The sequence below is a fragment of the Winogradskyella sp. HB-48 genome (assembly GCF_049942685.1).
Classification (GTDB): Bacteria; Bacteroidota; Bacteroidia; order Flavobacteriales; family Flavobacteriaceae; genus Winogradskyella.
Genome location: NZ_CP187934.1, coordinates 1,472,898 through 1,499,728, shown reverse-complemented (window position 1 = coordinate 1,499,728; position 26,831 = coordinate 1,472,898). Strand labels below are relative to the sequence as shown.

General features: G+C 34.9%; 32 protein-coding genes. 14 read left to right on the top strand and 18 right to left on the bottom strand.

Features of this window, described 5'->3' with window-relative positions:
* Window positions 1-64 precede the first annotated feature (64 nt).
* On the top strand, window positions 65-667 hold the full coding sequence (locus ACPX19_RS06660; RefSeq protein WP_426432260.1) for an MCP four helix bundle domain-containing protein: 603 nt from the start codon (window positions 65-67) through the stop codon (window positions 665-667).
* Between the two features lie 58 nt (window positions 668-725).
* Here the strand turns inward: ACPX19_RS06660 and ACPX19_RS06655 are convergent, their stop codons facing one another.
* The 4 genes from ACPX19_RS06655 to ACPX19_RS06640 form a co-directional block, all read right to left on the bottom strand.
* On the bottom strand, window positions 726-1,421 hold the full coding sequence (locus ACPX19_RS06655; RefSeq protein WP_426432259.1) for a zinc metallopeptidase: 696 nt from the start codon (window positions 1,419-1,421) through the stop codon (window positions 726-728).
* Between the two features lie 91 nt (window positions 1,422-1,512).
* Window positions 1,513-2,613, bottom strand: coding sequence for an alanine dehydrogenase (ald, locus tag ACPX19_RS06650; RefSeq protein ID WP_426432258.1), 1,101 nt, complete (start codon window positions 2,611-2,613; stop codon window positions 1,513-1,515).
* Between the two features lie 326 nt (window positions 2,614-2,939).
* Window positions 2,940-3,305 (bottom strand): hypothetical protein, encoded by a 366-nt coding sequence (locus ACPX19_RS06645; RefSeq protein WP_426432257.1) that lies wholly within the window; start codon window positions 3,303-3,305, stop codon window positions 2,940-2,942.
* Between the two features lies 1 nt (window position 3,306).
* A complete protein-coding gene (locus ACPX19_RS06640) occupies window positions 3,307-6,273 on the bottom strand; it encodes a leucine--tRNA ligase (RefSeq protein WP_426432256.1) in 2,967 nt (988 codons plus the stop codon).
* Window positions 6,274-6,396: 123 nt separating this feature from the next.
* Here ACPX19_RS06640 and ACPX19_RS06635 point away from each other — a divergent pair, with 123 nt between their 5' ends.
* From ACPX19_RS06635 to ACPX19_RS06605, 7 genes are all read left to right on the top strand, one after another.
* The gene (locus ACPX19_RS06635; protein WP_426432254.1) at window positions 6,397-7,275 is read left to right on the top strand and encodes a cell division protein FtsX; all 879 of its coding nucleotides are present in this window, start codon (window positions 6,397-6,399) and stop codon (window positions 7,273-7,275) included.
* 13 nt (window positions 7,276-7,288) lie between these two features.
* Entirely contained in the window at window positions 7,289-8,314 is a 1,026-nt protein-coding gene (locus tag ACPX19_RS06630) for a TlpA family protein disulfide reductase (RefSeq protein WP_426432252.1), read from the top strand.
* Between the two features lie 48 nt (window positions 8,315-8,362).
* Window positions 8,363-8,722, top strand: coding sequence for a hypothetical protein (locus tag ACPX19_RS06625; RefSeq protein ID WP_320554261.1), 360 nt, complete (start codon window positions 8,363-8,365; stop codon window positions 8,720-8,722).
* The gene (locus ACPX19_RS06620; RefSeq protein WP_320554262.1) at window positions 8,722-8,982 is read left to right on the top strand and encodes a DUF3098 domain-containing protein; all 261 of its coding nucleotides are present in this window, start codon (window positions 8,722-8,724) and stop codon (window positions 8,980-8,982) included. Before ACPX19_RS06625 ends, ACPX19_RS06620 begins: the two co-directional genes overlap by 1 nt.
* Before the next feature lie 55 nt (window positions 8,983-9,037).
* On the top strand, window positions 9,038-9,832 hold the full coding sequence (locus ACPX19_RS06615; protein ID WP_426432250.1) for an undecaprenyl-diphosphate phosphatase: 795 nt from the start codon (window positions 9,038-9,040) through the stop codon (window positions 9,830-9,832).
* Window positions 9,829-10,539 carry a tRNA pseudouridine(55) synthase TruB gene (truB, locus tag ACPX19_RS06610; RefSeq protein ID WP_426432248.1) on the top strand — a complete coding sequence of 237 codons (711 nt, stop codon included), beginning with the start codon at window positions 9,829-9,831 and terminating at the stop codon, window positions 10,537-10,539. Before ACPX19_RS06615 ends, truB begins: the two co-directional genes overlap by 4 nt.
* Window positions 10,540-10,621: 82 nt before the next feature.
* Window positions 10,622-11,356 (top strand): hypothetical protein, encoded by a 735-nt coding sequence (locus ACPX19_RS06605; RefSeq protein ID WP_426432246.1) that lies wholly within the window; start codon window positions 10,622-10,624, stop codon window positions 11,354-11,356.
* Here the strand turns inward: ACPX19_RS06605 and ACPX19_RS06600 are convergent.
* Window positions 11,353-11,970 (bottom strand): thioredoxin family protein, encoded by a 618-nt coding sequence (locus ACPX19_RS06600; RefSeq protein ID WP_426432245.1) that lies wholly within the window; start codon window positions 11,968-11,970, stop codon window positions 11,353-11,355. The two genes, ACPX19_RS06605 and ACPX19_RS06600, sit on opposite strands and share 4 nt — an antisense overlap.
* A 119-nt stretch (window positions 11,971-12,089) precedes the next feature.
* On the opposite strand from ACPX19_RS06600, the gene ACPX19_RS06595 reads away from it, so the two are divergent.
* The 3 genes from ACPX19_RS06595 to ACPX19_RS06585 are packed head-to-tail and all read left to right on the top strand — an operon-like array spanning window position 12,090 to window position 13,905.
* Entirely contained in the window at window positions 12,090-12,653 is a 564-nt protein-coding gene (locus ACPX19_RS06595) for a DNA-3-methyladenine glycosylase I (RefSeq protein ID WP_426432243.1), read from the top strand.
* A gap of 3 nt (window positions 12,654-12,656) precedes the next feature.
* Complete coding sequence (locus tag ACPX19_RS06590) at window positions 12,657-13,235, top strand: hypothetical protein (protein ID WP_426432242.1); 579 nt, start codon at window positions 12,657-12,659, stop codon at window positions 13,233-13,235.
* The gene (locus tag ACPX19_RS06585) at window positions 13,222-13,905 is read left to right on the top strand and encodes a DUF2490 domain-containing protein (RefSeq protein ID WP_426432240.1); all 684 of its coding nucleotides are present in this window, start codon (window positions 13,222-13,224) and stop codon (window positions 13,903-13,905) included. The genes ACPX19_RS06590 and ACPX19_RS06585 overlap by 14 nt, the downstream gene beginning before the upstream one ends.
* Here ACPX19_RS06585 and aat read toward each other — a convergent pair.
* The 3 genes from aat to ACPX19_RS06570 all read right to left on the bottom strand — a co-directional run bounded on the left by aat (window position 13,902) and on the right by ACPX19_RS06570 (window position 16,078).
* Complete coding sequence (gene aat, locus ACPX19_RS06580; RefSeq protein ID WP_426432239.1) at window positions 13,902-14,525, bottom strand: leucyl/phenylalanyl-tRNA--protein transferase; 624 nt, start codon at window positions 14,523-14,525, stop codon at window positions 13,902-13,904. The two genes, ACPX19_RS06585 and aat, sit on opposite strands and share 4 nt — an antisense overlap.
* 262 nt (window positions 14,526-14,787) lie before the next feature.
* Window positions 14,788-15,165: a DUF3127 domain-containing protein gene (locus ACPX19_RS06575; RefSeq protein ID WP_426432237.1), complete on the bottom strand. Its 378-nt coding sequence runs from the start codon at window positions 15,163-15,165 to the stop codon at window positions 14,788-14,790.
* A 43-nt stretch (window positions 15,166-15,208) separates the two neighbouring features.
* Window positions 15,209-16,078, bottom strand: coding sequence for a flavin reductase family protein (locus ACPX19_RS06570; RefSeq protein WP_426432236.1), 870 nt, complete (start codon window positions 16,076-16,078; stop codon window positions 15,209-15,211).
* A 123-nt stretch (window positions 16,079-16,201) separates the two neighbouring features.
* Between ACPX19_RS06570 and ACPX19_RS06565 the strand changes: the two genes are divergently transcribed.
* Together ACPX19_RS06565 and ACPX19_RS06560 are read left to right on the top strand one after the other, a co-directional pair.
* Entirely contained in the window at window positions 16,202-17,362 is a 1,161-nt protein-coding gene (locus ACPX19_RS06565) for a sensor histidine kinase (protein WP_426432235.1), read from the top strand.
* 80 nt (window positions 17,363-17,442) lie between these two features.
* Complete coding sequence (locus ACPX19_RS06560) at window positions 17,443-17,799, top strand: hypothetical protein (protein WP_426432234.1); 357 nt, start codon at window positions 17,443-17,445, stop codon at window positions 17,797-17,799.
* On the opposite strand, the gene ACPX19_RS06555 is transcribed toward ACPX19_RS06560, so the two are convergent.
* Both ACPX19_RS06555 and greA read right to left on the bottom strand, forming a co-directional pair.
* Complete coding sequence (locus tag ACPX19_RS06555; protein WP_426432233.1) at window positions 17,796-18,188, bottom strand: HIT family protein; 393 nt, start codon at window positions 18,186-18,188, stop codon at window positions 17,796-17,798. The two genes, ACPX19_RS06560 and ACPX19_RS06555, sit on opposite strands and share 4 nt — an antisense overlap.
* Before the next feature lie 103 nt (window positions 18,189-18,291).
* Entirely contained in the window at window positions 18,292-18,765 is a 474-nt protein-coding gene (gene greA / locus ACPX19_RS06550) for a transcription elongation factor GreA (protein ID WP_426432232.1), read from the bottom strand.
* A 160-nt stretch (window positions 18,766-18,925) separates the two neighbouring features.
* Between greA and ACPX19_RS06545 the strand changes: the two genes are divergently transcribed.
* Window positions 18,926-19,363 carry a hypothetical protein gene (locus ACPX19_RS06545; protein ID WP_426432231.1) on the top strand — a complete coding sequence of 146 codons (438 nt, stop codon included), beginning with the start codon at window positions 18,926-18,928 and terminating at the stop codon, window positions 19,361-19,363.
* On the opposite strand, the gene ACPX19_RS06540 is transcribed toward ACPX19_RS06545, so the two are convergent.
* From ACPX19_RS06540 to ACPX19_RS06505, 8 genes are all read right to left on the bottom strand, one after another.
* A complete protein-coding gene (locus ACPX19_RS06540; protein WP_426432230.1) occupies window positions 19,360-21,585 on the bottom strand; it encodes a TonB-dependent receptor in 2,226 nt (741 codons plus the stop codon). The two genes, ACPX19_RS06545 and ACPX19_RS06540, sit on opposite strands and share 4 nt — an antisense overlap.
* A 482-nt stretch (window positions 21,586-22,067) precedes the next feature.
* Window positions 22,068-22,472, bottom strand: coding sequence for an alternative ribosome rescue aminoacyl-tRNA hydrolase ArfB (gene arfB / locus ACPX19_RS06535; protein WP_426432229.1), 405 nt, complete (start codon window positions 22,470-22,472; stop codon window positions 22,068-22,070).
* A gap of 2 nt (window positions 22,473-22,474) precedes the next feature.
* Window positions 22,475-24,031: a DUF4301 family protein gene (locus tag ACPX19_RS06530; RefSeq protein ID WP_426432227.1), complete on the bottom strand. Its 1,557-nt coding sequence runs from the start codon at window positions 24,029-24,031 to the stop codon at window positions 22,475-22,477.
* Window positions 24,028-24,597, bottom strand: a complete 570-nt coding sequence (locus ACPX19_RS06525) for an AAA family ATPase (protein ID WP_426432226.1) — start codon at window positions 24,595-24,597, stop codon at window positions 24,028-24,030. The genes ACPX19_RS06530 and ACPX19_RS06525 overlap by 4 nt, the downstream gene beginning before the upstream one ends.
* Window positions 24,558-25,190 carry a nicotinamide riboside transporter PnuC gene (gene pnuC / locus ACPX19_RS06520; protein ID WP_426432225.1) on the bottom strand — a complete coding sequence of 211 codons (633 nt, stop codon included), beginning with the start codon at window positions 25,188-25,190 and terminating at the stop codon, window positions 24,558-24,560. Before pnuC ends, ACPX19_RS06525 begins: the two co-directional genes overlap by 40 nt.
* Complete coding sequence (locus ACPX19_RS06515) at window positions 25,174-25,434, bottom strand: YkoF family thiamine/hydroxymethylpyrimidine-binding protein (RefSeq protein ID WP_426432223.1); 261 nt, start codon at window positions 25,432-25,434, stop codon at window positions 25,174-25,176. Before ACPX19_RS06515 ends, pnuC begins: the two co-directional genes overlap by 17 nt.
* Before the next feature lie 5 nt (window positions 25,435-25,439).
* Window positions 25,440-26,180, bottom strand: coding sequence for a geranylgeranylglyceryl/heptaprenylglyceryl phosphate synthase (locus tag ACPX19_RS06510; protein WP_426432222.1), 741 nt, complete (start codon window positions 26,178-26,180; stop codon window positions 25,440-25,442).
* A gap of 3 nt (window positions 26,181-26,183) precedes the next feature.
* Window positions 26,184-26,810: a 4'-phosphopantetheinyl transferase family protein gene (locus ACPX19_RS06505; protein WP_426432221.1), complete on the bottom strand. Its 627-nt coding sequence runs from the start codon at window positions 26,808-26,810 to the stop codon at window positions 26,184-26,186.
* Between the last annotated feature and the right edge of the window lie 21 nt (window positions 26,811-26,831).

Genomic DNA, 26,831 nt, shown 5'->3' with positions numbered 1-26,831 from the left:
ATTACTTTACACATTTTAGTTCTATTGTTTATATTTAGAACTATCAACTATTAAATGCTATTATATGACGTTCTTCAATAAATTAAAATGGACTCTTGGTATTCTTTTGGTATTTGTTTTGATAGTCATCACTAACCTAATTGATAGAAATAATTTTGTGAGGGTAAGAGATTCTGTGGTTACAATCTATGAAGATCGATTAATCGCAAAGGAGTTGATTTACGAAATGTCTAAATCAGTTAATGAAAAGGAGGTTGCCTTAGTCGCTAATGATTCTATTTTTTTCACTGAAAAAAATCCAAGAGTTAATACTCTAGTTAAGGATTTTCTATCGCGTTTTGAAGAAACTAAACTTACCTCAGATGAAAGTAAAACCTTTGAAGACTTAAAAACAAATTTCAACTTGTTATTTGCTTCAGAAGGCAAATTAATAAGTACTGATTTAAAAGGAAACGCAAACATACAACGGCATATTTACAACATAAAAGATAATTTAGACGATTTATCAAAAATTCAAATTAGTGAAGGTAGCAGACAATTAGCAATTAGTAAAAAAGCTATAAATACGGTAGAACTCTTTACGCAGATTGAAATTTACTTTTTGATTTTTTTGGCAGTACTCATTCAAATTATTGTAATTTATAATCCCAAAAAAAATAGCCAATGACTCAAATAAAAAAGCCCTGACTTATCAGGGCTTTATATTAATTTATCTTTTGAAATTTTTAGTCTCTACCGCCAAACACCTGCAAAGCCCAATATAATAATGAAGCTAAAGCACCAATAGCTGCTACGAGATACGTTCTTGCCGCCCATTTAAGTGCATCCTCTGAACCCTTGTATTCTTCTGGTGTTACCATATTCTTAGCTTTTAACCAAGCTAATGCTCTATTACTCGCGTCATACTCAACAGGTAGTGTGATAAAACTGAACAAAGTTGCAAATCCCATGAATACCAAACCTGCCACAGCTACCCAATAGCCTAGGCCTACACCTGCTGCTGCACCTAAGATCAAACCACCAATAACTAACCACTGAGACATCCCAGACGTTACACTAACTATTGGTACCAAAGCTGAACGCATACCAAGAGCACTGTAAGCTTGTGCGTGTTGTACTGCGTGACCAACCTCGTGTGCAGCAACGGCAGCAGCCGCAGCATTACGTTGGTTATAAACAGCCTCACTAAGGTTTACCGTTTTATTTTTTGGATTGTAATGATCCGTTAATTGACCAGGTGTCGAAATCACTTCAACATCATAAATGCCATTGTCTGCTAACATTTTTTCTGCGATTTCTCTACCACTCATACCATTGCGTAATTGGACTTGAGAGTACTTAGCGAACTTGCGTTTTAGTTGACTACTAACTGCCCAGCTTACTATGGCGATTGCACCAATTAATATATAATATCCTAACATAATTTTCTAATTTTAATCTTGTAAATGTACTAAATGAGTAGCAAATAATACGCCAAATTTAAGTTAAGAAATTTTGTCAGGTTTTGGCTAACTACATGGCATCAACAGACCAGTTAAAAGCTTCTGCGATTTCCTCGTAAACTATTTTGCCATTGGCTATATTAATCCCCTTTCTTAAGGATTTATCCTTGGCACAAGCCACTTCCCAACCTTGGTTGGCTAGTCTAAGCACATAAGGTAAAGTCACATTAGTTAGTGCCAAAGTAGATGTGTATGGTACAGCTCCTGGCATATTTGTTACGCAATAATGAACCACATCATCTATAATATAGGTTGGATTTTCGTGTGTTGTGGCTTTCGTCGTTTCAATACAACCACCTTGATCTACAGCAACATCGACTATTACAGTGCCTGGTCGCATATCTTTAAGCATATCCCTAGTGATTAATTTTGGTGCTTTTGCACCTTTAATTAAGACACCACCAACGATTAAGTCGTGATCCTTAATTCTGTTTCTAATATTGAATTCGCTCGAAAATTCTGTGACCACATGGTTTGGCATTACATCATTTACATAACGCAATTGCTTCATGTTAATATCCATAATCGTCACGTGCGCACCTAAACCCGCAGCCATTTTAGCGGCTTGTATTCCAACAACTCCCGCACCTAGCACTAAAACCTTTCCTGGTGGTACACCTGGCACTCCTCCTAATAAGACACCACGTCCTTTAATGGGTTTTTCCAAGTACTTTGCTCCTTGCTGAATAGCCATTCGGCCTGCAACTTCAGACATTGGTGTCAGTAATGGTAATGACCCATCTTCGTCCTCAACTGTTTCATAAGCAATACAAACTGCCTTGCTTTTTAACATTGCTTTAGTTAAAGGTTCGCTGGATGCAAAATGGAAATAGGTAAACACCACGTGATGTGGTTGAATTAAATCATACTCTACTTCAATAGGTTCCTTGACCTTAACAATCATTTCGGCAGAATCATAAACCTCAGCTATTGTATCTAGAATGATTGCACCAACTTCCTTGTAGTCTTCATCAAAAAAGCCACTGCCTAATCCAGCACTCTTTTGCACATAAACGATGTGGTCGTTTTTAATAAGTTCATAAACCCCAGCTGGCGTCATACCAACACGGTTTTCATTGTTCTTGATTTCTTTTGGGACTCCGATTTTCATATGTTGCTGTATTGTGATTAATAGCACTATGAAATACATTCAAAAAATCCATCTATCCAAATATTAGGACAAATTGGGAGCTATTTTTATGGAATTCTAATTATGAAGATTTTATTTTGAAATATTCGAAATAAACTGCTGTTTTTCAAAGCAATACGTCAATAGACGAAATTATCATTTTTCCGATGAAGGGAAAACTAGAATGTCGCATCGAGTATTTTCGAGCCACAAAAAAGAAGTATAACAATTAAGAGTTATAAATAGTTCTGCAGAGCTTGTCGAAGTGTAAAATCGCTTATGGCGATTTCACTCGAACTGACTACAACTTAATCAACAGCTAAAGTCACTTTTTCAACTTGTTGATTTTCAAGAACTATAAGCAGGTATTCTTTTTGCGATGAAAAGAAACTTGGTGGATTTCCAATGTTATAAATAAAAGCGTCTTTTGATGAGTTGGATTGCGAATCCGGCTGTCCTAAAATTTCAAAAACTTCATGTTTTGGCTTACCAATTAAAATTTGAGATTCAATTAAATCATCAACCATTTCGTAGCGTTGTAATGGTTCAGATTGCCATTTTTGTGCATCAAAAGGCTCTTCGAGAAAGTTGATAAGCGCAAATGCTAAAACAGCAGCAACCAAAAAGAATAAAACTATCTTACTTATTATTCCTTTCAGTTGCCTTCTTTTCATATCAACCTACAATATTGACTATTTTGCCAGGAACTACGATGACTTTTTTAGGTGTGCGACCTTGCAGTTGCTCTTGCGTTTTATCATGAGCCAATACGGTTTTCTCAATGTCTTCCTTACTCATATCTAATGGCAATTCTAACGTAAAACGCATTTTACCATTAAACGAAATCGGATAGTTTTTAGAACTTTCTACCAAATGTTTTTCTTCAAATTTTGGGAAAGGCGCTGTTGATATAGATGCTTTATGCCCTAATTGTTCCCATAATTCTTCTGCAATATGTGGTGCATAAGGTGACACTAAGACCAATAATGGTTCTAGTATGTGTCTACTCGCACATTTTTGTGCCGTTAACTCATTCACCGCAATCATAAACGTAGAAACTGAGGTATTGAACGAGAAATTTTCGATGTCTTCCTCTACCTTTTTAATAGTTTTATGAAGTGTCTTTAAATTGTCCTTGGATGGCTCAGCGTCGGTCACTTTAGAGCCATTGTCGTCGTTGTACAGCTTCCAGAGTTTTTTAAGGAAACTATGCACACCTGTAATCCCTGCTGTATTCCAAGGTTTGTATTGCTCTAATGGGCCAAGGAACATTTCGTACAAACGTAAGCTGTCTGCTCCATACTGTTCTACAATATCATCTGGGTTAACGACATTGTATTTTGATTTAGACATTTTTTCGACGTCGCGACCTACTTTGTAAACTCCATCTTCTAATATGAATTCAGCATCTTTAAATTCTGGTCGCCAGTTTTTAAAGGCTTCAATATCTAGTTCGTCTGAAGCATTTATTAAAGAAACATCGGCATGAATTGGCGTAAAAGTTGATAGTTCAATATCCCATTCAACGTTTTTATTACCTGTAGATTTATATCGATCTAATTCTTTTTGAACTATATCTTTTACAACACTATCAAACTCACCTTTTGAAGCGTTGGCATAAGTTTCTTTAGAAACGAAATATCTTTTTGGTTTTAAAACTTTTAACTCTGGATCAATATTTTTAACACCTACACCAAAACCATAAACAAAAGCACTCGTCCCCAAAATCATCCCTTGGTTAATCAACTTTTTAAAAGGCTCGTCCACTCCAACAAAACCTCTGTCGTATAAAAACTTTACCCAAAAACGTGAGTACAATAAGTGCCCTGTCGCGTGCTCGCTGCCACCAATGTATAAATCTACATTTTCCCAGTATTTAAGTGCCTCTTCACTAGCAAAGGCTTCACCTCTTTTGGCTTGTTCTTCCATATAACGGAAGAAGTACCAAGAACTGCCTGCCCAACCTGGCATGGTGTTTAATTCTAATGGATAAATAGTTTTATTATCTACTAACTCATTACTTACTACTTTACACTTTTCTGCGTCCCAAGCCCAAACATCTGCGCGGCCTAATGGTGGCTCACCCTCTTCGGTTGGTAAGTATTTTTCAACTTCTGGTAAGGTTAAAGGCAAATGTTTTTCGTCTATCATTCGTGGCATGCCATCCTTGTAATACACAGGGAATGGTTCACCCCAATAACGCTGACGACTAAACACAGCATCACGCAAACGGTAATTGGTTTTTCCTTCGCCTTGACCAATTTGCTCTAATTCGTAAATAGCACGCTTGGTCGCTTTTTTGTAGTTCATTCTGTTTAGGAAATCGCTGTTGGCAATCTTTACATTATCCTTAGACGCAAAGGCTTCTTTAGAAATATCAACACCTTCAAAAATATTTGGAATTGGGATATTAAAATGCTTAGCAAAATCGTAATCGCGTTGGTCTCCACAAGGCACCGCCATAACAGCTCCTGTTCCGTAGCTTGCCAATACATAATCGCCTATCCAAATAGGAATAGGTTCTTTGGTAAATGGATGCTCGGCATAGGCCCCTGTAAACACTCCTGAAATAGTTTTTACATCTGCCATACGATCTCGCTCACTACGTTTCGCAGTAGCTTCTATGTAAGCTTCTACCTCAGCCTTTTGTTCTGCTGTGGTGATTTGAGACACCAACTCGTGCTCTGGTGCTAAAGTCATAAATGACACACCAAAAATGGTATCTGGTCTTGTTGTGAAGACCTCTATCGTTTCATTAAAATCTTTTACATTGAAAGTTACTGAAGCACCTACTGATTTACCAATCCAGTTTTTTTGGATATCCTTAAGGGCGTCGGTCCAATCAATCGTATCTAACCCTTGAAGCAAACGCTCTGCATAAGCTGAAATACGCATACTCCATTGGGTCATTTTTTTACGGATAACAGGATGACCTCCACGCTCAGACACTCCATTTACAATTTCGTCATTGGCTAAAACGGTTCCTAGAGCAGGACACCAGTTGACTTCGGTTTCTGCTAAATAGGTTAATCTGTATTTTAAAAGAATACGTTGTTTCTCAGTCTCTGTAAAAGCGTTCCATTCTTCAGCTGTAAATGGATTAATATCATCATCACAGGCAGCGTTGATGTTAGTATTTCCTTCAACATTAAATCTCTCGATCAAGGTGTCAATATGTTCGGCTTTGTTACTATCATAGTTGTACCACGATTCAAATAACTGAATGAAAATCCACTGTGTCCATCTGTAATAATTTGGATCACTAGTTCTAACTTCCCTACTCCAATCGAACGAAAACCCAATTTGGTCTAACTGACGACGGTAGGTTTTTATATTTGCCTCAGTAGTTATGGCTGGATGCTGACCTGTTTGTATGGCATACTGCTCTGCTGGTAAACCAAAAGAATCGTAGCCTTGAGGATGCAGCACATTAAAGCCTTTATGACGTTTGTAACGTGCATAAATATCGCTGGCAATATAGCCTAGCGGATGCCCAACATGCAAACCGGCTCCACTTGGATACGGGAACATATCTAATACATAATATTTTGGCTTATCACTATTGTTAGACGCTTTAAAGGTTTGTCTTTCTGCCCAAATCTTTTGCCACTTTTTCTCTATGTCGTTGAAGTTGTATTTCATCGTCCGGTTTTCCTTGAAATAAGGTGCAAATTTAGTGGTATTACAACACAATTAAAAACTAAACGTTGTATTACTCTACATAAGCATTTTCTTTTTTATTTTTACACCATTAAACCACACTTTATGGCATCATCTTTTGACAAGTATCAAAAACGAAAATTGATTTCCTCATATATCTCTGTTGTTATCAGTATTGCTTTGGTTCTGTTTTTGCTAGGCTGCTTAGGCTTACTGGTGATTAACTCTAAAAAGGTGGCCGATCACTTTAAGGAACAAGTCGTGATGACGATTTATTTGAATGATACCGCAAAGGAAGTAGAGGTGAATCAGTTAAAGAAAAGCTTAGCCATGGCCGAGTATTCAAAAGAAGCGACCTATGTTTCTAAAGAAGAAGCTGCGGAACTAATGAAAGCCGAAACGGGTGAGGATTTTATGGATTTTGTAGGTTATAATCCGTTGAAAAATTCGATTGACGTCTATTTAAAAGCTGATTTTGTCACCACTGAAAAACTAAGCGAAATATCCGAAAGCTTGGCGAACAAATCATTTATTGAAGACATAAGATACGATAATGACCTTGTGGAATTGATGAACGACAACGTTAAAAAAATTAGTTTTTGGGTATTAATCATCAGTGGTTTATTTACACTCATTGCTGTATTACTGATTAATAGCTCTATTCGTCTGGCTGTATATTCAAAGCGATTTATTATTAAAACTATGCAAATGGTTGGTGCGACCAAAAGTTTTATTCGAAGACCATTTGTATGGAAAAGTGTTCAACTTGGTATCATTGGCGCTATAGTTGCTTTAACTGGTATGGCCGTTGTACTCTACTATTTAGATTTAACTTTCCCAGAATTAGAACTCCTAAGAAATACGGTGATGATTGCCGGACTATTTGTAGGTATTTTTGTGTTAGGTGTTATCATTACTTGGATTAGTACATTTATTGCCACACAACGGTTCTTGAATTTAAAAACGGATCAGTTGTATTATTAATAAAGTGCGTTTCATGAAGTTTAACTTCAATCTTCATTTACTTTATTTGCTTGGTGCTTTATGGACAATTCACTCTTGTGGTGAGCCTAAAAACAATAGTAGCATTTTCATTGACATTCAAGGAACAATTCAACCTGATAGTATTCAACTATTAAATTATAACAATGCTGAAGCCATCACCTTAAAAGGTAGTGGTTCCCCATTTATATTTCACCAAAGACAACCTGTGAATGATGCCTTTAAGCTGAATATTTTTAAGGATGGAAATGTGCTTTCCAAAAAAGTATTCCTAGATGGTAGTGATATTAAAATAAAAGGCAAATTAACTTTAGATGATTTTATAATCGACACGGTTTTAAACTCTGCTATCTTTTACAAGCAAGTACAATTACAAACAACTTTAGATAGCCTAAAGTCTTCAAAAGTCAATGACACCTTAATAAATGAAATTTTATTAGAACAGATTAAAGAAAACATCAACCATCCGCTTTCTTTTGAAATTAGTGACTATTACATCGAAAAAAACAAAAATTACAAGTCTAAACTTCAGCCTTTACAACTAATTTTAGACCAGCAATCCAACGACTTAAAAACACATGCGCTTAGTGTTCATAGAACCCTAAATGAATTATTGAAAGAAGAGTATTTTGATTTGTCTCAATTCAATTTCTATGACCGACAAGGAAATCTATCTAAAGTTAACCTCAGCCACAAAGGTGATTATTTAATTGATTTTTGGTTTGTGCAATGTCCACCTTGCATAAGAGACCACAAGAAGATTGCCAAATACTTAGACACTTTAAAAGACCACAACACAGAATTGATAGGCATATCTATTGATACGGTTGAAGAAAAATGGTTAAACTATTTAAACAACAACCATTACTACTGGCAAAACTATAGAGAGCTTGGTGAGTATAACGATTTGGTAGATGCCATGAATGTTTGGGAGTTTCCCACCTATATTTTAGTTGATAATAACGGAGTGGTTAAAACCAAATTCTATTCGTTTGAAGAAATAGCGAACTATTTCAATTAAATACTATTTTTCCATAATTATTCGTTTAAGACTATAAACCAACTTAAAATGAATAAGCCTATTAGAAAAGGAATTATCGCTGTCACTTTAGTAGTCATCCTTCCTCTTTTATTTATTAAATCGTGTGTTATTTATAACCCAAAACCCGAAGACTGTAAAGTCGTATCGGTAAACATCACTAAAATTAGGGAAGGCTCTACTTACGACATTCAATTTAAAACCGAAAATGAAAACGTCTATTACATCAACCGTGGATTGGAGCAAGGTTTAAATTTAGATAGTCTTAACGCTAAAGTTTTAAATAAAACCGTTACTTTGCACTTACCAATACTGGCCTTTGGTCCCTCTACACATATAGCACAGCTAGCTGTAGAAGATGAAATTTTATTTACAGAATTTAAAAATTAATGGGAGAAAAGAAACGCAAAGAACAATCTAAACCCGAGTTTATCTTCGGAAAAAAGAACTATAAATTCATGCTCATTGGCTTAGCATGTATTGTCATTGGTTTTATTCTAATGTCAGGCGGAGGTAGCGATGATCCTAATGTTTGGAACCCAGAAGTCTTTAGCTGGAGACGCATTCGCCTAGCACCAACTTTAGTGCTTATTGGTTTCGGTTTTCAGGTTTATGCCATATTACTGAATCCTAACAAGGGCTCTAAATAATGAAATTCCAATTTAAACTTAACAATCAGCATTTCAATTTTGATACATTTGCCGCATGGAAGTTATTGATGCTATATTAATAGGAATTGTTCAAGGCCTAACTGAATTTTTGCCGGTATCGTCTAGTGGGCATATTGAAATAGCCCAAAAACTACTTAATGCAGACAATCTTAAAGAAAACGAGGAATTGCTTAGCGTCGTTCTGCACGTTGCAACAGCATTAAGTACCATAGTGGTTTTTAGAAAAGATATTTTTGACATCATAAAAGGTATTTTAAGCTTTAAGTGGAATGAAGATTTACAATTTGTTACTAAAATTGCCATTTCTATGATTCCTGCTGCTTTTGTCGGACTCTTCTTCGAAGAAGAACTCAAACAACTATTTGAAGGCAACCTGCTTTTGGTTGGGAGTATGTTACTTATTACTGCTGCCCTACTATTCTTTGCAGATAGAGCTAAGAACACAGGTAAAAAGGTTACGTTTAGTAATGCGTTTTTTATTGGTGTGGCTCAAGCTATTGCTATTTTACCAGGCATGTCTCGTTCTGGTGCTACAATATCTACTTCTGTACTTCTAGGAAATGATAAAGCCAGGGCAGCGCGTTTTTCGTTTTTAATGGTTTTGCCATTAATCCTTGGGAAAATCGCTAAGGATTTCCTGGATAACAAAGTGGTTATGAGTAACGATCTTGTAATGCCATTTACTTTTAGTTTTATAGCCGCATTTATAACCGGTTTAGTTGCTTGTACATGGATGATAAAACTTGTTAAGCAAAGCAAACTCACCTACTTCTCCATTTACTGTATCATTGTTGGTCTCATAGCTATCATCTGGTCATTGGCATCATGAAAACGTTAGAAGATTATAAACAAGGGCAAGTTTTATTGATTGACAAACCATTGACTTGGACCTCATTTCAAGTAGTTAATAAACTACGTTGGGCCATTAGAAAAGCCTATGACATTAAAAAAATAAAAGTTGGCCATGCTGGTACTTTAGATCCACTTGCTACGGGTTTATTGGTGATCTGTACTGGTAAAATGACCAAACAGATTAACACCTTTCAAGGTCAGGAAAAAGAATATACAGGTACTTTTGTTGTTGGTAGCACCACACCATCCTATGACTTGGAAACTGAAATTGATGCTACTTTTCCTGTTGGGCATATTACAAAGGAGTTCATCCACAATACAACCAAACAATTCATTGGTAAAATAGAGCAATTTCCACCTGTATTTTCTGCCATTAAAAAGGACGGTAAACGCTTGTATGAATTTGCTAGAGCAGGTGAAGATGTAGAAATTAAGTCGAGAGAAATTGAAATCTCTGAATTTGAAATTACAGACATAAAACCTCAAGACAAGGTTTTAGAGCTGAATTTTAGAGTCGTTTGTAGTAAAGGAACCTACATTCGTTCTTTGGCGCACGATTTTGGTAAAGTCTTAAATTCTGGTGCGCACCTCTCCGTTTTAAGACGCACTCGTATTGGTGATTTTGAAGTTAAAGACTCACTTAGTCCGGAAGATTTTATTGCTGCGCTTCCTCTGAAATCTTAGTTTAACCTAGGTTTAGAATTGTGATTTAAACCAATTCGTGATTATATTCGTATATCTACACAGAATAATATAATCTAAACGATTGAAGTTTATAGAAGAATACAAGGCTGGTATTATTACTTTTCTCATTTCGGGAACTGTGGTATTAGCTATGTTCAGTATTCAGTTAAAACAACAAGGTAAGCTTATTACCGAAAGCTATTACGAGCTTTTACCAGAACCGGAAACTCCCGAAGAAAAAGAGGAACTGTTGGATGCTTTAGATGGTAAATCAACCAATAAAGCTTTTAATGAAGATGAGGAATACAAAGAAATGATGCGTAATTTTAAGACCGTAAGCGCCAATGATTTTGAGCGTACCACAAAAGCTTTAGAAGATGCCAAAACCAGTGAAGTTTCAGAAGAAACAAGCATTAATCAAACCTATGCCAGTGGCAATGCTTACGCTTTAAATCCTAAAGAAACCGAATCTTATAAAAAACTTCAGGAGGAATTAAATAAGCGTCTTGAAAACAAAAAAATAGCAGACGAACACGCTAAGACCAAAAGTACGCTTACCTATTCTCTAGTGGGTCGGACGATGCAATATTATGATATACCACGCTATTTATGTGAAAAAGGTGGCAAAATTATAGTGAATATAGTGGTCAATGGAAATGGCAAGGTAACTACTGCTGAAATAAATGGTTCTTCAAACTCGAGTAACGAGTGCTTAATTAATCGTGCTTTAGAATATGCCCAAGAAGTTCAGTTTGATACTTCTAATAAAAGCAAACAAATTGGTACAATTACTTTTTTATTTAGAGGAAAGAATTAAGCCAGAATGCCTAACAAATCTGCTATTGTAGATTGGCCTTTATCTTTGTTATACCAACGTTGTAAATCTTCTTTAAACTCTGGCGTTAATTGACCATGTAAGGTTTTATAAATATCTACCATTTCCGTGGCAATAGTTGGCCTTGGCCCAAAGGTATTTATTACTTCTAAGGTCTCATTATATATCATAATTAGCTTTGGTATCGCCCTACCACCATTGGTTAAAAACGCATTCATTAAGTGTTCGTTGTCATCTCTAAGCACAACTCTAAAATCTATATTAGCGTTTTGCTCAGCCACCTTATTAATTACAGGTAAAATATGCGCAGCATCACCGCACCAACTTTCAGTTAAAACCAGCCAAGTTACTTTTTCACTAAAGTATTTTATGATTTCAATTGCCGAGTCAGATAATTTTACGGTCTTATCCCAACGTTTCATGCGTCTGTCATTCAAAACTGTATAATTAACAAATGTCTCAGATTTATCATTACCAGTTGTGGATTGCTGCTCTACAAGTGCTGTGACTAAGGTTCTGTACTCATCATAGCTCATAGATTTGTTTAAACTATCCTTTATAATATCTGTAATCATTGTATTTTCTAAAATTTCCATCGCTTTTGGGTTAACTATTGAAATGCTATTTTCAAATTCATCGAACAAAAATAGCTTTGATTGTCCATAAATTATGTGACACTTGTTACCTTAGTAGGATAAAATTACAAAACTTACAAATGACAAAACATAGATGTGGCTGGTGTGTTGGCGACCCCCTTTACGAAGCCTACCATGACCAAGAATGGGGAGTTCCTGTTTATGATGATGCTACCATTTTTGAATTTTTAATTCTTGAAACCTTTCAGGCTGGTCTGAGCTGGATTACTGTTTTACGGAAGCGCGAAAATTTTAGAAAAGCTTTTGATAATTTCAACTACAAAAAAATTGCAAAATACAAGCAAGATAAGATTGAAACTCTACTTCAAAATGAAGGTATTATTAGAAATAAATTGAAAGTAAATGCCACTGTTACCAATGCTCAAGCCTTTATGAAAACACAAGATGAGTTTGGTACTTTTTCAAAATACATTTGGGATTTTGTAGGCGGAAAACCTATAAAAAACAATATTGAAAGTTATAAAGACGCACCTGCAAAGACAGCGTTAAGCGATAAAATTAGTGTTGATTTAAAAAAGCGTGGATTTAAATTTGTTGGTTCCACGGTTATATACGCCCATATGCAAGCCACAGGTATGGTAAACGACCATGAAGTCTTTTGTTTTAGATATAATGAAATTTAAAAAATGAAGATAAAAACACTCCTCGTTTTAATGTTTATTTGCCAATACGTTTTTAGTCAAACTAAAAATGAAAAGGAAGAGCGTATATCTCAATCAGAATTTCCAGAAGCTGCTATTGCGGTTGTAAATAACCTACCTGAAGACTGTAAGCGTTTAAAATTCTACAAAGAAACGGATGGGGAAACTTATAGTTTTGAGGTGAAATTTAAATATGAAAGAAAATATTATAGCCTAGAGTTTTACAACGATGGAAGAATTGAAGATATAGAAGTACTCACTAAGTTTAAAAACTTAAATGACAGCGTAAGAGGTAATATTAGCAATTACTTTAAGGCTTCCTTTTCAAAATATAGGTTTATAAAAGTACAAGAGCAGTTTGTAAAACCTTCAGAATTAGACGATACAAATTTCATAAATGATGTATTGGACAATACATCGAAAGTATCTCCTAATTTTGAAATTATTGCTGAGGTTAAATCAGACGCTAATCATCATATACGAGAGTTTACCTTTAACCATACTGGTGAAATTATGGACTTTAGAATATTAAATCCTGGGTCATACGATCATGTCTTATATTAAAAACCCTTTCATATACCTCGTATTATTTACAGGATTAAACCTTTTAAATGCCCAGTCTGATTTTGAAAGTCTGGGAGAGACTAGTTTTGCCATAAACACTAATGTCGTAAATAATTATACAATTAATTTTGCTATAAACTCACGTTACTATCTCTACCAAGATGAAGCCATAAATTTTGAAAACCGGCAATTGGATTTTATTCACTTTTCAACATTTGGCTTGGATTATAATCATTCCTTAAGTTTAGGGTTACAATACCGTTTAAGAGCATCCATAGACGGAGAAAGTAACGAACTAAGATTAACCCAACAATTCAATAATACTCAAAGACACGAGGCTATGCGTTTTGGGCATCGGGTACGTTTAGAACAACGCTTTTTTGAAAATCTGACCATACTCAGATCACGCTATCGATTTGCAATAGATTTTCCACTTAACGGTACGAAACTGGATATTGGTGAAGCCTATTTAGTCAACTCTATGGAAGCGCTTATTAGTCATAGCAGAAAACTAAAACCAGAACTCGGCTATAGAGTAACTACCCAAATAGGATGTTTAATTTCTGAGGCACTCAAACTTCAATTTGGCTTGGAATATAGATTTGAAGCCTTTAACCTTGATACAGAGCAAAAACTATTTCTCTTAACCTCTGCAGTTCTTAAAATTTAAAGGAATTTTAAAAATTCCGTTCTAGAAATATGTTTTGCCCCAAGACTTTCAAGATGCTTTGTATGAATCTGGCAATCTATTAAATTGTAATTAGAGTTTTGCACAAATGTTATAAAACCAACTTTGCTGGCATTGCTAACTTTAGCAAACATACTTTCGCCACAAAACACTTTGTTACCTAAATCTACTCCATAAAGCCCACCAAGTAACACATTATTTTGCCATACCTCAATAGATTTTGCATATCCTAATTTGTGCAGTTTAATATATGCTTTTACCATCTCATCAGTTATCCAAGTACCATCTTGCCCTTCTCGTTTTGCCAATGCACATTCAACAATTACCGCTTTAAAATCTTTATTGACAGTTACCTTAAAAGTATTTTTCCTTAAAATCTGCTTCATGCTTTTAGAGATCTTTAAATCATTAGGGAATAATACAAACCTTGGATCTGGCGACCACCATAGTAAGGAGTCTTCAGCTTCAAACCAAGGAAATATTCCATTAGAATATGCATGAATCAAGCGCTCCGAAGACAAGTCGCCTCCTACGGCTAACAGGCCTTCAGACGTGGCTTCAGATACATCTGGAAATACTATTTTTTCAGTTAAAAAGTGCATTAGTTAAGCTTTTTAGCGATTTTTACTGTTAAATAAAGGGCTTGGTTTTGATAGTATAAGAATTTTATTGATATTTGACCTGATCTTCATTAAATAAATTTTTTGTTCATCATTGCTTTTTTTTAAGTTTGTTTGTGAAGGTCAAAACCTAAAACCACAATACTAAGTCCCAATTAACCATTGGGACTTTTTTATTAAAAATAAAAAAAGACTTGTTTTAAATTAAAACAAGTCTTTATAATTTTATTTCACCTTTTTTAGACTAGAAAGGTAAATCATCATGATCGTCTTCATTTAAATCACTTACAGGCTCAAATGCTTCAGTTGGTGGTACAGGGGGCATGTCGCCAGTTGGCACATCAGTTTGTATAGCTTCAATTCTCCAACCTTGAATAGAATTAAAATATTTAGTTTCACCTTGTGGGTTTACCCACTCACGGCCTCTTAGGTTAATACTTACTTTAACCTGCTGACCTGCTTGGTAGTTATCTAATAAATCTGTTTTGTCCTGAATAAACTCTATCATAAGGTGTTGTGGATATTGCTCTTCTGTTGTTACTACAACTTCTCTTTTTCTAAATCCATTACTTCCAAAAGTTTGGGTCTCACCAATTACCTTAATACGTCCTTGTACTTCCATTTTTGCTTAATCTAATTTTATTTTCCTTCTATATTAATTGAGTTTACGAAAGTAATAACTTCCATGCACTTTCTACATCTCCGTAGCTTAAATAATTTCTTGCCAGCTTATGTTTTTCTCTATGAGTTGCTGTTTTTAAGTTAGGATAACGTTCACTAATATCATTTACAAATTGCTTAACCTCGTCTTTTGTTGGCAGCTTGTCAACGTTAGCCAGCATCCCTAAATTATTCCCAGTTAAAATCATACTATTTCTAACATGGTCAGGTAAGTTATCGACACCTATTCCCATAGTTTGAAGAGGCTTGGGAATTTCAAAAAATCCGCTTTTGGCTCTACTATAATAACTACCTCCTGCTCTTGCAACTAAATCTAAAGCTTCTTGATTTATGGTATTATCGTCGTTCATCACTTCTTCAGAAATATGGAGTTTTACAACTTCACAAATCACTAAATTTCCTGCTCCGCTTTCTGTTCCTAATTTTACAATCTCATTAACCTTGCATTCCATTTGAATTGGAGATTCTGCAACCCTAAATGGTTTTACTTCATCTGAAGGCAACATGCTTAAACCTGCTTTTTCAAACTCATTTACACCTTGTGGATATTCGGTACTACTCAATGACATTTGGTGCACGATATCATAATTTACCACATTAATCACCACTTCGTTAACCTCTTCAACATTATCTAAGGTATGCTTAGTCGTGTTATCTCTAACTCGTCGTGCTGGTGAAAAAATCAATATTGGTGGATTTGCGCTAAATACATTGAAGAAACTAAAAGGTGACAAATTAGGATTACCCTCTTTGTCTATAGTACTAGCAAACGCTATGGGTCTGGGCGCTACCGCACTCAGCAAATAACCGTGTAATCTGCCTGTGGAAAGGTCTTTCGGATTGAATGAAATCATGTAGCTCGCTGATTTTCAGCAAAGATAATTATATTGCTTCGCTGATAAAAATGTTTTACTGTTGTATCTAAACAATATTATTAACAGTTTTACATTATATTTAAAAAGAAATTGCAATAACTAATGACCATTAGCTCAAATCGTAATGTCATCCGTTGGGTTATTATAGCCTCATCCTTTATTATCATCTCACTTATTCTCTGGAATACTTATTCCTTCTTTCAAAAGTTTAAAGCCGAAGAACGCGTAAAAATTAAAACTTGGTCTGTAGCTCAAAATAATTTATTAAGGAGTGTTTATGAAAACTTAGATGAAGATGTAGATCCAGTAACCACACATGTGCTCACCGAAACTACAACTAGTACACCTATGTTGGTTATTGATAAAAATGGTGGCTATAATTCTATTAATTTAGATGAAGAAAAACTTAAAGATCCAGCATATATTAGTTACCTAATTAATAAATTTTCAAACGAAAATGAACCCATTGAAGTTATAGTTAAAGATGAAGTATATCAAACTATTTACTATGGGAATTCACCTCTCCTAAAAAAAATAGGCTACTATCCATTGGCTTTGCTGCTAATTATTTTGCTGTTCGCTTCTGTTGTTTACTTCTTTTACAAAAGTACCAAAACCGCTGAACAAAATAAACTCTGGACAGGAATGGCAAAAGAAACAGCACACCAAATTGGTACTCCGCTTTCTTCTTTGGTAGGTTGGACAGAAATTTTGAAAACCGAAAATGTAAAACCTGAATATATTGCCGAAATTGAAAAAGACATAGATCGTTTGCAAACAATCACAGATCGTTTCAGTAAAATTGGTTCTGCTCCAACTTTGGAAACTTTAGATTTAGTCGCTGTAACCATATCGTCTTATGAATATTTAAAGTCTAGATCTTCAAAACTCATCAATTTTGAAATAGAACATCCTGACACTCAAATTCCTGTAAGTCTTAATGCCCAATTATATAGCTGGACAATTGAAAACTTAGTAAAAAATGCCATTGATGCCATGAAAGGTAAAGGCAACTTAAAACTAAGCATCTCTCAAATTGAAAAACAAGTATTTATTAGTATTTCAGATACAGGTAAAGGCATACCGAAACAATTTTTTACTAAAATTTTTGAACCTGGCTATACCACAAAAAAGCGTGGTTGGGGACTTGGCTTATCGTTAGCCAAACGTATCATTGAAGATTACCATAAAGGAAAAATAAAAGTTATTCAATCTGAAATTGGTAAAGGCACAACTATACAAATTACCTTAAAGACTATTTAGGCTAAAAAAAATTACTGAACACAAACTTCTGCTTAAACAATTCATAGTAAATGATTTGAAAAAATATTATAAATTTGAGTATGGGTTCATCAAAATACTTTACGCTAAAAGAAGCCAGACTGAGTAATAATTGCCCAGAATGTTACTCTAATGATGGTTTGGAAATTACCTTTAAACAAAAGTTTGTCGAAAATATCTTTTATAAAGCCATAACTTCTGAAACTTCTCATCTAATGCACTGTTATAATTGTAGCACTACAATTTTTCCGGTACGGTGGACAGACGATATAGAACGTGTTGTAGAATACCAACAACGTGCGGTACAGCTTAGGCCAAAATCGATAAAGTTAAAACCACTAGCTTGGGCATTTATCTTTTTTGATTTGCTGATTGTAACAGCAGTAATCTTGTTTGCAACAGGTATGATTTCTTTTTAATTAAAACTTGCAGCTATCTTTTTGGCTATAGCTTCAAATTCTTCTGAAGTTAATTTTTCTTTATGGGTAAAACGTGCATTTTCCATAGTGTGGAGTGGTATTAAGTGCACATGTACATGCGGAACCTCCAGACCAATAACGGTCATACCTACACGTTGGCAAGGAATTACCTTTTCTATCGCTAAAGCTACACGTCTTGAAAACTGCATTAAATCCATGTAAGTGGCTTCGTCTAAGTCAAAAATTTTATCAACCTCTTTTTTAGGTATACAAAGCGTGTGGCCTTTTGAGTTAGGATTAATATCTAAAAACGCATAGAAATCTTCTGTTTCTGCAACTTTGTAAGACGGAATCTCTCCGTTTATAATTTTTGTAAAGAGTGTGGCCATTGTTAGAGTTTTTCAATACTCTATAAATATAAAAAGATTCCTTGATTAAGGAATCTTTTTATAAATCTTATAATTCTAGGGTTTCTGACTTCGCAGAAATTTGCTACCTGGATATCTCTAAAATATCAAACTTCAATATACCATTTGGCACTTTAATTTCTGCAACATCACCTACAGACTTACCAAGTAGGCCTTTCCCTATTGGTGAGTTTACTGATATCTTTCCGGAGGCCAAATCAGCTTCACTTTCAGCCACTAAAGTATAGGTCATTTCCATACCGTTGGTTTGGTTTTTTATCTTTACCTTAGATAAGGCTAATACCTTTGAAGTGTCTAGCTGAGATTCATCAATAACACGAGCGTTTGCCAAAGTTTCTTCCATCTTAGAAATTTTCATCTCTAACATGCCTTGCGCTTCTTTAGCTGCATCGTACTCAGCATTTTCACTCAAATCACCTTTATCTCTAGCATCTGCTATAGCTTGTGATGCTTTTGGGCGTTCTACGTCTTTAAGATGATTTAATTCTTCTCTTAATTTTTTTAATCCTTCTGCTGTGTAATAAGATACTTTACTCATAATTCATTCGTTTTAATAAAAGATGCTGAAGTAACATTTCGACAAGCTCAATGGAACGATTCAGCATAAAAAAATCTCGCGTCAACGAGATTACTGTGCAAATATATAAAATATTTACGGCATAGTTTAAATAATTGTAAATTGAGCCTCAAAATTTAAGATGAAAAAACTGATCATAATTCTCTCATTAATAGTAATATCGTGTGGTAGCGATGACAATATTAATAGTAACTGTAACTTCTTATTTGATGCTGGTGTAAACCTAACAGTAAACACTAATTTACCGCAGTTTAATCAGCTGCAATTTAATGGCAATGGAGTATATGTTGCTAACCAAGGTAATAATGGTGTTTGGTTGTGGCGTTTAAATTCCTCTACGCTATATGCTTGGGATGCTGCTGATCCAAGCCATGCGCCTGCTGCTTGCTCTACATTAACAGATTCTGGTACTGGAGATATTGTTGTATGTGGTTGCGATGATGCCAATCAATACAGTTTATCTACAGGTGTTGGGTTGGATGGAAACACACAACCCTGCACGCTTCAGCCATACAGGGTTGATGATTTGGGTAATGGGCAGTATTTGGTTTCTAATTAAAAATTCAAGGTCATACCAACCAAAAAATTAGTGGTGGCTTGTGGGTAAAAGCCAGAGAAAAAGCCTGTGGAAATACCTGTTGGGCTGTTTGGATCTTCAAAATCAAATGATCCAAAATATCCATTGGACACATATTTTTCGTTAAAAATGTTGTTCACTAAACCTGTAAAAACTATCGATTTAAAAAATGAGTCGGTTTCTATCTTATAGGTAACATTAAAGTCATTGACAAAAAAGCTATCCAATTTTGATTCAGGGTTTTCTGTATTGCCCATGAATTGTTCACCAACATACTTACTTAATAAAGATATTTGTAAGCTCTTTACTGGTTGAAATACAATAGCATTGGCAGCAACTATTTCTGGTGAAAAAGCTATGTCTGTTTTACCTAAATTTATTAACTCACCATTTAGAGACACAATGGTTTCCCTATTCTTGTTGGTACTTAATGTCATATTTGGTTGTAATGTTAATTTTGATGCTACAGGAATTATAGCTTCCAACTCTAATCCCAATCGGTAACTTTCACCACTATTTCGTCTCAATTGAGCACCAACATCATTAATCTCTCCTGTAAGCACTAATTGCTGATTGTACAGCATAGCAAAACCGTTGGCATTAAAACTAAAGTTGCCTTTTTTATGTCTCCACCCTAATTCAAAATCATTGAGTTGTTCAGGTTCAATGTTTGAGTCATTTTCAAATTCGTCTCGCGTTGGTTCTCTATTGGCTCTAGCATAGGAAAAATACAAATCATTATTTGGATCCACTTGATAGGTTAAACCCGCTTTTGGATTAAAAAATGTATAATTCTCATCTACATTAAACAACGTTAAATTAGAGTTGATACCAGATGTTTCGTAATTAACATTTCTTACTTGCAGATCGGCATATAATTGAATCTTATCATTTAATCTGTAATTTGCTTTGGTAAATGTTGAGAAATCATTTTTCTTTCCATTGCCATCATAGTATGTGTCTCGTATCTCTGACTGGCTTGCAAATTCTGCCCAAATGACCTCACCAAAATGGTCTCCATCATAATGACTAAAAGAACCACCAAAAATTAAATCAATATTGGCATCTTTATAGCTTGCTGTTGCATTAACAACATAGAAATCATTATCTAACCAACGACGACGAATCAAATCTGTAGTATTTACCGTCTCACCATTAACGTTTAATTCTTCAAAACCATAGGTTGAAAAGTCGTCATCCTCCCTAAATTGTTCAAAATAACCACGACCGTAGGTATAATTTAAGCCCAAAGTTGTTGACCAATTGTTGTTGTAACGCTGATTCCAATGCAACTGATAATGGTCTTGTCTGTAATTATCCACTTCATTATCATAAAATTGGGTATTACCGTCATCATCGGTATATATTCCGGCAAAATTGAAAGTCCTATCGTTTGCTAAAGTTTCGGCATCGACACCATACCAAGCTTGGTACGTTACTTCATTACCACCAAAAACAATCGCTTTAATCAAGGTATTGTCATCTACATATGCACCTTGTAAAAAATAAGATTTTAAGTCGGCAGAAGCTCTATCAATATATCCATCTGAAGAAATATTAGACAAACGACCCGCAATTTCAAAGTGGTCATTCATGAGTCCTGTACTAAATTTTATAGTATGTTTTCTAGTATTAAAGCTACCGAAGGAATTTGAAATTTCGCCATAAGCATCCTTTGCAACAGCATCTGTAAGCACATTAATACTTGCCCCAAAGGCACCCGAACCGTTGGTTGATGTACCAACACCACGCTGCAACTGCAGACTTTCTATAGACGATGCAATATCACCCAAGTTAACCCAAAACGTCCCTAAGGATTCGGCATCATTATATGGTATACCATTAATAGTTACATTGGTAGATTGCGGACTTACGCCTCTTACTCTAATACCTGTATAACCTATGCCAGCACCTGCGTCAGTAGTAGTGACTACAGATGGTAAAAAGTTTAACAAGACAGGTATGTCTTGCCCTAAATTACGTTTTGCAATCTCTTCTTTGGTGACATTAGAATGTGTAATCGGCGCTTTTTCCTTTACACGTACTGCTTTTACTAAAACTTCGTCCAGTTTTTCGGTTTTGATACTGTCTTGACGCTTTTCTTGCCCATAAGCTGAACAAAGGCATGAAATAAAAATGAAAATTGTTAACCTCTGTCGTTTTGTTTTTAAGAGATTGTTGAATAAGTTTTTAGTTTCGGTCATATTATTTTGAAAGACGAAACTGAATCTAGTTGATAATGATCTAAAACTAGATTTGAAATTAAGAATACTAGATTTCATACGACTATAAATTTATAATCGAATAAAAAGAGGTCATTATTCTTTGTTAATACTTGATTTTTGAGCGGTTTTAGAATGAGATTTGATGCTTATTGGTAAAGTTCTAAAACATTAAATGGCTATTTTCACGTCATTAAATGCTTAGAAGTAAAACCAACATTGATGACCTAATCGCACTCGCTAAAAATGTCTACCAGACATTTTCTTAACGCTCGCTTCCTAAACAGCATTACCTGTTCTAGGTTCAATGGGTATGATCTCAGCCACTTATTGGCACCCCTTTTTTGAGAACGCTGCAAAGATATGTCACATTTAAATATTAGCAAATGAAAAACTGCAATAATTAAAAGTTCTCGATACAATTCTTCATGCTTCAGAATCACTCGAAGTGACGAGCTTTTCAACTAATCGATTTTAGGTGGTTTTCTATTGGCTTTTTTCTCAGCAGTTTTACGTTTGGTTTCGAGGCGCTTTCGTTTTACAGCATTGGGCACTTTGGTTTGTTTTCTCTCCTTTTCTTCTTTTAAGCCTTCAACAATTAGATCTAAAAACTTTTGAGTGACCAAAGCTTTGTTTCTAAACTGGCTTCGGCTTTCGCTAGAATCTAAGATTAAAACACCTTGTTTGTTTAATCTGTTTTGAAAAAACATTGCCAAGCGTATTTTTTCTTCGTCTGTAAATTGTGCCGAAGCTTCAAGATTAAAATAGAGCACTACTTTTGAAGCTACTTTATTAACATGCTGTCCTCCACTACCAGAGCTTCGGACAGCTTTATAAGTTAATTCAGATTTTAAGGCTTCGACATCCACAATTAGTCTATTTGATGTGGTGCCTTCAATAAATCGTTAACTGTTTTCACTGGGTTGAATGTTATTATTGGTACTTCCACAAAAATAGTGTTCCAATGTGCCATACTACCATTCCAAAGTCCAGGTAATTCTAATGCTTTGAGATCTTTTCCTGACTTTGTTTTTGCAGTAATGAATGCAGTGTTATGGTCAACAAAATCTTCTAAGTCAAATTTTTCTCCTTTGTAGTTTTTAACACCACACACTAAATCAACAGGATTAAAATGCGTTGCGTTGGTAAGTATGTCTTTCTGATTTTTATTCTTTAGATTTATCTGAGCAGATTCAACTATTTGCAAAGATAAGTTACCATACATATCCCTTACCCAAAAAGGCCCACCACCTGGCTCACCTTCATTTTTTACTATTCCACAAATACGAATTGGCCTATTTAATTTTTCCTTTAGGTATTCAATCTTATATTTATCCAAATATTTCTTGTATTCACCAGAAATTTTAATGCACATTTCATTGGTTAAAAAGATTTCAATATCCTCAAATTCCTTATCTGAAATAGTATCATTATCCAAAATCTTAAGACAATCAAAAGCTTTTGATTGTAGCTTGAGTAGAATTCCAGCAAGTACTTTTTTATACTTAGCAACTTCATCCTTATACTTTTTTACAACAACATTATCTATATTCTTAATAAATATAACATCTGCGTCTAATGCATTTAAGTTTTTTAAAAGCGCACCATGTCCAGATGGTCTAAAAAGCAACCTATCATCATCGTCTCTAAAAGGAAGGTCCTTTGGTGTAACTGCTATAGTATCTGTAGACTCTTGCTGATATGAAAATGAAATATTAAAAGATACGCCTGTGTTTTCTTCCACGTACTCTTCGATGCGTCTAAACTCTTCTGTGAATTTATCTCTATAGCTTTCTGAGATTGTAAAATGGAGCTCTGCCTTCTTATCATCTGAAGCATAAAGAGCCGCTTCATATAGGTGCTCCTCAAATGCTGTAGAAATGTAACCGTTTTTATACCTATGAAATGGAAGTAACCCTTTAGGCGAGTTTCCAAAATTCAATTCATCTTCATCAAGCATTATTTGCACAAAATGCACTGCTTTATCTTGGGTCGATAAACTTTTGAAATCTATACCCTTTTGTTGTAAGCGTTCTAAAATCTGTTCATAAAAAGGAAACTTCTCTAAACCCACCAAAAAGAAAGCCAAATCCATAGAATCATTCTTGTTGATGTATGCATTTAAAGACTCCTTTTTAGGGTCGTATTCTTTTAAAAACTTAAATAGAAATTTAAACATTCGTGTAGCAGCACCGGAGGCAGGTACAAACTTTAAAAGTGCCAAGCCCTTTTTATTACTTTCAAAATGTGAAATGGCTTCTTCCTTTTGTTGTTCGGATAAATCTAGAATACCATTACCAATAGTAGCTGCTGCTGCAATATTGGTAAAAGGGATTCCGGTTTTAAACAATTCTATTTGGGACTCTACCTGTGGTAAAGTTAGGCCTTTAGCCTTGATTTGTTTAATGTCGTTTTCAGTGAAACTCATTTTTTATGGTTAAGTAGGTTATCAATATGTTCAACAGCTATTTTTAAACGCTCCTCTTTATTTCCTTTTAAAAGCACATATGGTCTGTTGTATTTTATAAGGGCATTTTCAAATGCTTTGAACATTCGTTCTCTTTCATTGGGTTTGTCTCTTAAGTCGTCTTTTTCCCAAGGCGTGTCAATATAAGTCAAAAAATAGAGGTCATACGAATTTTTTAGAGCATATGTCTCTAAAATCGGGTCACATGTACCTGAATAGTATGCTTCGCTATAAACCTTAGTTTCAAGTATATCCGTATCACAAATGAGTACAGAGTCTGTTTTTTGCGCCAATTCGTTCTCTAATTTTATTTGACCAATGGCAATTGGTATTAAATCTTCAGTCCCACAGGTTTTTCGTTCGTTATTCCATTTATTTTGAAGATATTCTCTGGCATATTCTGGAACCCAAACTGAGTTATAGTGTCGGGCCAACTGTCTTGACAGGGTTGTTTTACCCGTAGATTCTGGTCCAAACAAAACGACCTTTATACAGTTTGATGGTTGTTGTTTAAGTGCTTCTTCCATGCGATATAACCTTGAATTGCCAATACTGTAAAGATAAGATATTGTAACGATAACATTCCTAAACCTCTGTATGCGTATAATGGAATTGTGATGAGATCCCCAATAATCCACAACGCCCAATTCTCAAGCTTTTTGATCGCCATATACCACATTGCCGTAAAAAATATTCCTGAAGTCACTATATCAATGTAATTAGGTATTTCCAACTCGTAATCAAAACCCTTATAAACCAAATAAGTAATAAGCATTGTTAGTAAAAATAGCCCTATGCCTATTTGCTTCTCTTTGGTGTTTGTTCTAGATATGGGTACGATGTATTTATCACCTTTCTTGCGAGACCAATTCCACCATCCATAAATACTCATTATTGAATAATAAAAATTCATCATCATATCTCCCAAGTATTTATTGATATACAATAAATAGACCGTAATAACAGTACAGATAATCCCTGTTGGATAAACAAGTATGTTTTCCTTTTTTGCATACCAAACACTTGCTATACCAAACACAAAAGCAATTGCTTCTAATACTATTTGATTGGTTGGTGTATTTTGATAGGCATCAAGAAAAAAATCAAAAATGTGGTTCATAATTGCTTCTGTTTGTTTTTATCACCTTCATCGTCAACACACTTACATCCGTGTTTTCAAAAGATGTTTCAATAGCCTCCGTAAGAAAAGACATAAGTTCATTAATCTCACCAAAAATCTGCGTACTTAATGGGTTTTCTAACACTTTGAACTTTGAAGCTCTTAAGACTTTAATAAAATCAATGATATGGTCCTCGTAATCGTCTTGTAACGGTGATAAAGTTAAATCTACTGATATTTGCATGATTATTAGTTTATGTGCTCAAAAAAATGAGGATTATTTTCAAAGGCTGTACCAATAACAACAAGATCTGCTCCAGCTTCGTAGGCAGCTTCTGTTTGCTGCTTATTCCTAATACCTCCACCAACAATAAGAGGAATATTTAAGGTGTCTTTTACTGCAGAAATAATTTCAGGCTCAATTGGATGAGTTGCTCCGCTGCCAGCTTCAAGATAGATTAATTGCATCCCTAAAAGTTCTCCTGCTTTGACTGTATCTACAATATGCTGAACGTTGTTTCTAGCTAATGGTTCCGTTTTACTTACACGTTCTACAGCTGTTTGCTTTCCGCCTTGCCTGCCGGCAGGCAGGTTTTCAATAAGAATGTATCCTGTTGGAAGCACCTCCAGTTGTGTTTTAGATAATCTTGAAACCGCTTCAACATGTTTACCTATGAGGTAATCGGGATTTCTTCCTGAAATTAAAGACAAAAAGAGAATACCATCAGCTTCATTTGTGATTTGAGTTACATCACCTGGAAATAATACTATAGGCAGCTTCGTATTTTGCTTAACTGCCTTTACAATGGTTTCAGTAACACCTTCATCCACTTCACTCCCACCAATAAAAATATGTGTTACTATGGATTGGTTGATCTTTGTTACCACACCTTCAACCTTATCTAGTGCCATTTTATCTGGATCGATTAGAACAGCTAGCAACCTTTTGCCTTCTGCTATAGACTTTTTTATGTGATAATAAATATCCATAAACTAAGGAACAACGTAAGCGCAAGTAAAACCCTCAAACTCTAAGAAAGCAGTATTGTACCTGAACTTCTTCCCTTGATAATCTATCCAAGCTACCGTTGAACCTTCTTCTACTGTAAACGGAATAACTAAGAAGTGTTCTCTAAACAACATGCCAGGTGTAGCAAACAATTTGTAAAGTGACTCTTTAATTCCCCAAATCACGGTAAGTTTATTAATGTAATCTTCAGCAGATTTATCTAAATAATTAAACTCATAGTCTACAAACTTATGGGCAATGATGGCGATTTTATCGCGTTGCATTTCAATATCTATTCCCACTTCCTTATCACTAACAATGACTCCCGAAAAGGTAAAACTATGTGTTATTGAAATGTGTTTTCCGTCTTTAAGATGCGGTTTACCGTTGTCATCATAAAACAAATCCTGATCGGTATAGCCAAACTCACGAAGCAGATGTCTTACACTTAAAAAACCTCGTTGATGCAGTTCGCTTTTCATGCCTAACACACGCTCAAGACTTTGTGGTTTTAAGTCTAATGGCTGGAGTAAATCGGAATACGATTCTTCAATCTTCCATATTTTAACAGTAGTTTGTGAGTTTACGCTAATGGATTTGTACAGTGGCATTTAATATTGTAAAACCTATTG

Excerpts from the sequence above, each read along its gene's own strand:
- ACPX19_RS06515 (WP_426432223.1), bottom strand. The coding sequence starts at position 25,434 with ATGCAAATATCAGTAGATTTAACTTTATCACCGTTACAAGACGATTAC.
- ACPX19_RS06635 (WP_426432254.1), top strand. The coding sequence starts at position 6,397 with ATGGCATCATCTTTTGACAAGTATCAAAAACGAAAATTGATTTCCTCA.
- ACPX19_RS06545 (WP_426432231.1), top strand. The coding sequence starts at position 18,926 with ATGAAAAAACTGATCATAATTCTCTCATTAATAGTAATATCGTGTGGT.
- ACPX19_RS06530 (WP_426432227.1), bottom strand. The coding sequence starts at position 24,031 with ATGAGTTTCACTGAAAACGACATTAAACAAATCAAGGCTAAAGGCCTA.
- ACPX19_RS06600 (WP_426432245.1), bottom strand. The coding sequence starts at position 11,970 with ATGGAAATTTTAGAAAATACAATGATTACAGATATTATAAAGGATAGT.
- ACPX19_RS06630 (WP_426432252.1), top strand. The coding sequence starts at position 7,289 with ATGAAGTTTAACTTCAATCTTCATTTACTTTATTTGCTTGGTGCTTTA.
- ald (WP_426432258.1), bottom strand. The coding sequence starts at position 2,613 with ATGAAAATCGGAGTCCCAAAAGAAATCAAGAACAATGAAAACCGTGTT.
- ACPX19_RS06575 (WP_426432237.1), bottom strand. The coding sequence starts at position 15,165 with ATGGAAGTACAAGGACGTATTAAGGTAATTGGTGAGACCCAAACTTTT.
- ACPX19_RS06585 (WP_426432240.1), top strand. The coding sequence starts at position 13,222 with ATGTCTTATATTAAAAACCCTTTCATATACCTCGTATTATTTACAGGA.
- ACPX19_RS06590 (WP_426432242.1), top strand. The coding sequence starts at position 12,657 with ATGAAGATAAAAACACTCCTCGTTTTAATGTTTATTTGCCAATACGTT.
- ACPX19_RS06525 (WP_426432226.1), bottom strand. The coding sequence starts at position 24,597 with ATGGAAGAAGCACTTAAACAACAACCATCAAACTGTATAAAGGTCGTT.
- ACPX19_RS06510 (WP_426432222.1), bottom strand. The coding sequence starts at position 26,180 with ATGGATATTTATTATCACATAAAAAAGTCTATAGCAGAAGGCAAAAGG.
- ACPX19_RS06505 (WP_426432221.1), bottom strand. The coding sequence starts at position 26,810 with ATGCCACTGTACAAATCCATTAGCGTAAACTCACAAACTACTGTTAAA.
- ACPX19_RS06555 (WP_426432233.1), bottom strand. The coding sequence starts at position 18,188 with ATGGCCACACTCTTTACAAAAATTATAAACGGAGAGATTCCGTCTTAC.
- ACPX19_RS06615 (WP_426432250.1), top strand. The coding sequence starts at position 9,038 with ATGGAAGTTATTGATGCTATATTAATAGGAATTGTTCAAGGCCTAACT.
- ACPX19_RS06625 (WP_320554261.1), top strand. The coding sequence starts at position 8,363 with ATGAATAAGCCTATTAGAAAAGGAATTATCGCTGTCACTTTAGTAGTC.
- pnuC (WP_426432225.1), bottom strand. The coding sequence starts at position 25,190 with ATGAACCACATTTTTGATTTTTTTCTTGATGCCTATCAAAATACACCA.
- aat (WP_426432239.1), bottom strand. The coding sequence starts at position 14,525 with ATGCACTTTTTAACTGAAAAAATAGTATTTCCAGATGTATCTGAAGCC.
- ACPX19_RS06570 (WP_426432236.1), bottom strand. The coding sequence starts at position 16,078 with ATGATTTCATTCAATCCGAAAGACCTTTCCACAGGCAGATTACACGGT.
- ACPX19_RS06565 (WP_426432235.1), top strand. The coding sequence starts at position 16,202 with ATGACCATTAGCTCAAATCGTAATGTCATCCGTTGGGTTATTATAGCC.
- ACPX19_RS06645 (WP_426432257.1), bottom strand. The coding sequence starts at position 3,305 with ATGAAAAGAAGGCAACTGAAAGGAATAATAAGTAAGATAGTTTTATTC.
- ACPX19_RS06640 (WP_426432256.1), bottom strand. The coding sequence starts at position 6,273 with ATGAAATACAACTTCAACGACATAGAGAAAAAGTGGCAAAAGATTTGG.
- ACPX19_RS06560 (WP_426432234.1), top strand. The coding sequence starts at position 17,443 with ATGGGTTCATCAAAATACTTTACGCTAAAAGAAGCCAGACTGAGTAAT.
- ACPX19_RS06540 (WP_426432230.1), bottom strand. The coding sequence starts at position 21,585 with ATGACCGAAACTAAAAACTTATTCAACAATCTCTTAAAAACAAAACGA.
- greA (WP_426432232.1), bottom strand. The coding sequence starts at position 18,765 with ATGAGTAAAGTATCTTATTACACAGCAGAAGGATTAAAAAAATTAAGA.
- ACPX19_RS06660 (WP_426432260.1), top strand. The coding sequence starts at position 65 with ATGACGTTCTTCAATAAATTAAAATGGACTCTTGGTATTCTTTTGGTA.
- ACPX19_RS06595 (WP_426432243.1), top strand. The coding sequence starts at position 12,090 with ATGACAAAACATAGATGTGGCTGGTGTGTTGGCGACCCCCTTTACGAA.
- ACPX19_RS06655 (WP_426432259.1), bottom strand. The coding sequence starts at position 1,421 with ATGTTAGGATATTATATATTAATTGGTGCAATCGCCATAGTAAGCTGG.
- ACPX19_RS06620 (WP_320554262.1), top strand. The coding sequence starts at position 8,722 with ATGGGAGAAAAGAAACGCAAAGAACAATCTAAACCCGAGTTTATCTTC.
- truB (WP_426432248.1), top strand. The coding sequence starts at position 9,829 with ATGAAAACGTTAGAAGATTATAAACAAGGGCAAGTTTTATTGATTGAC.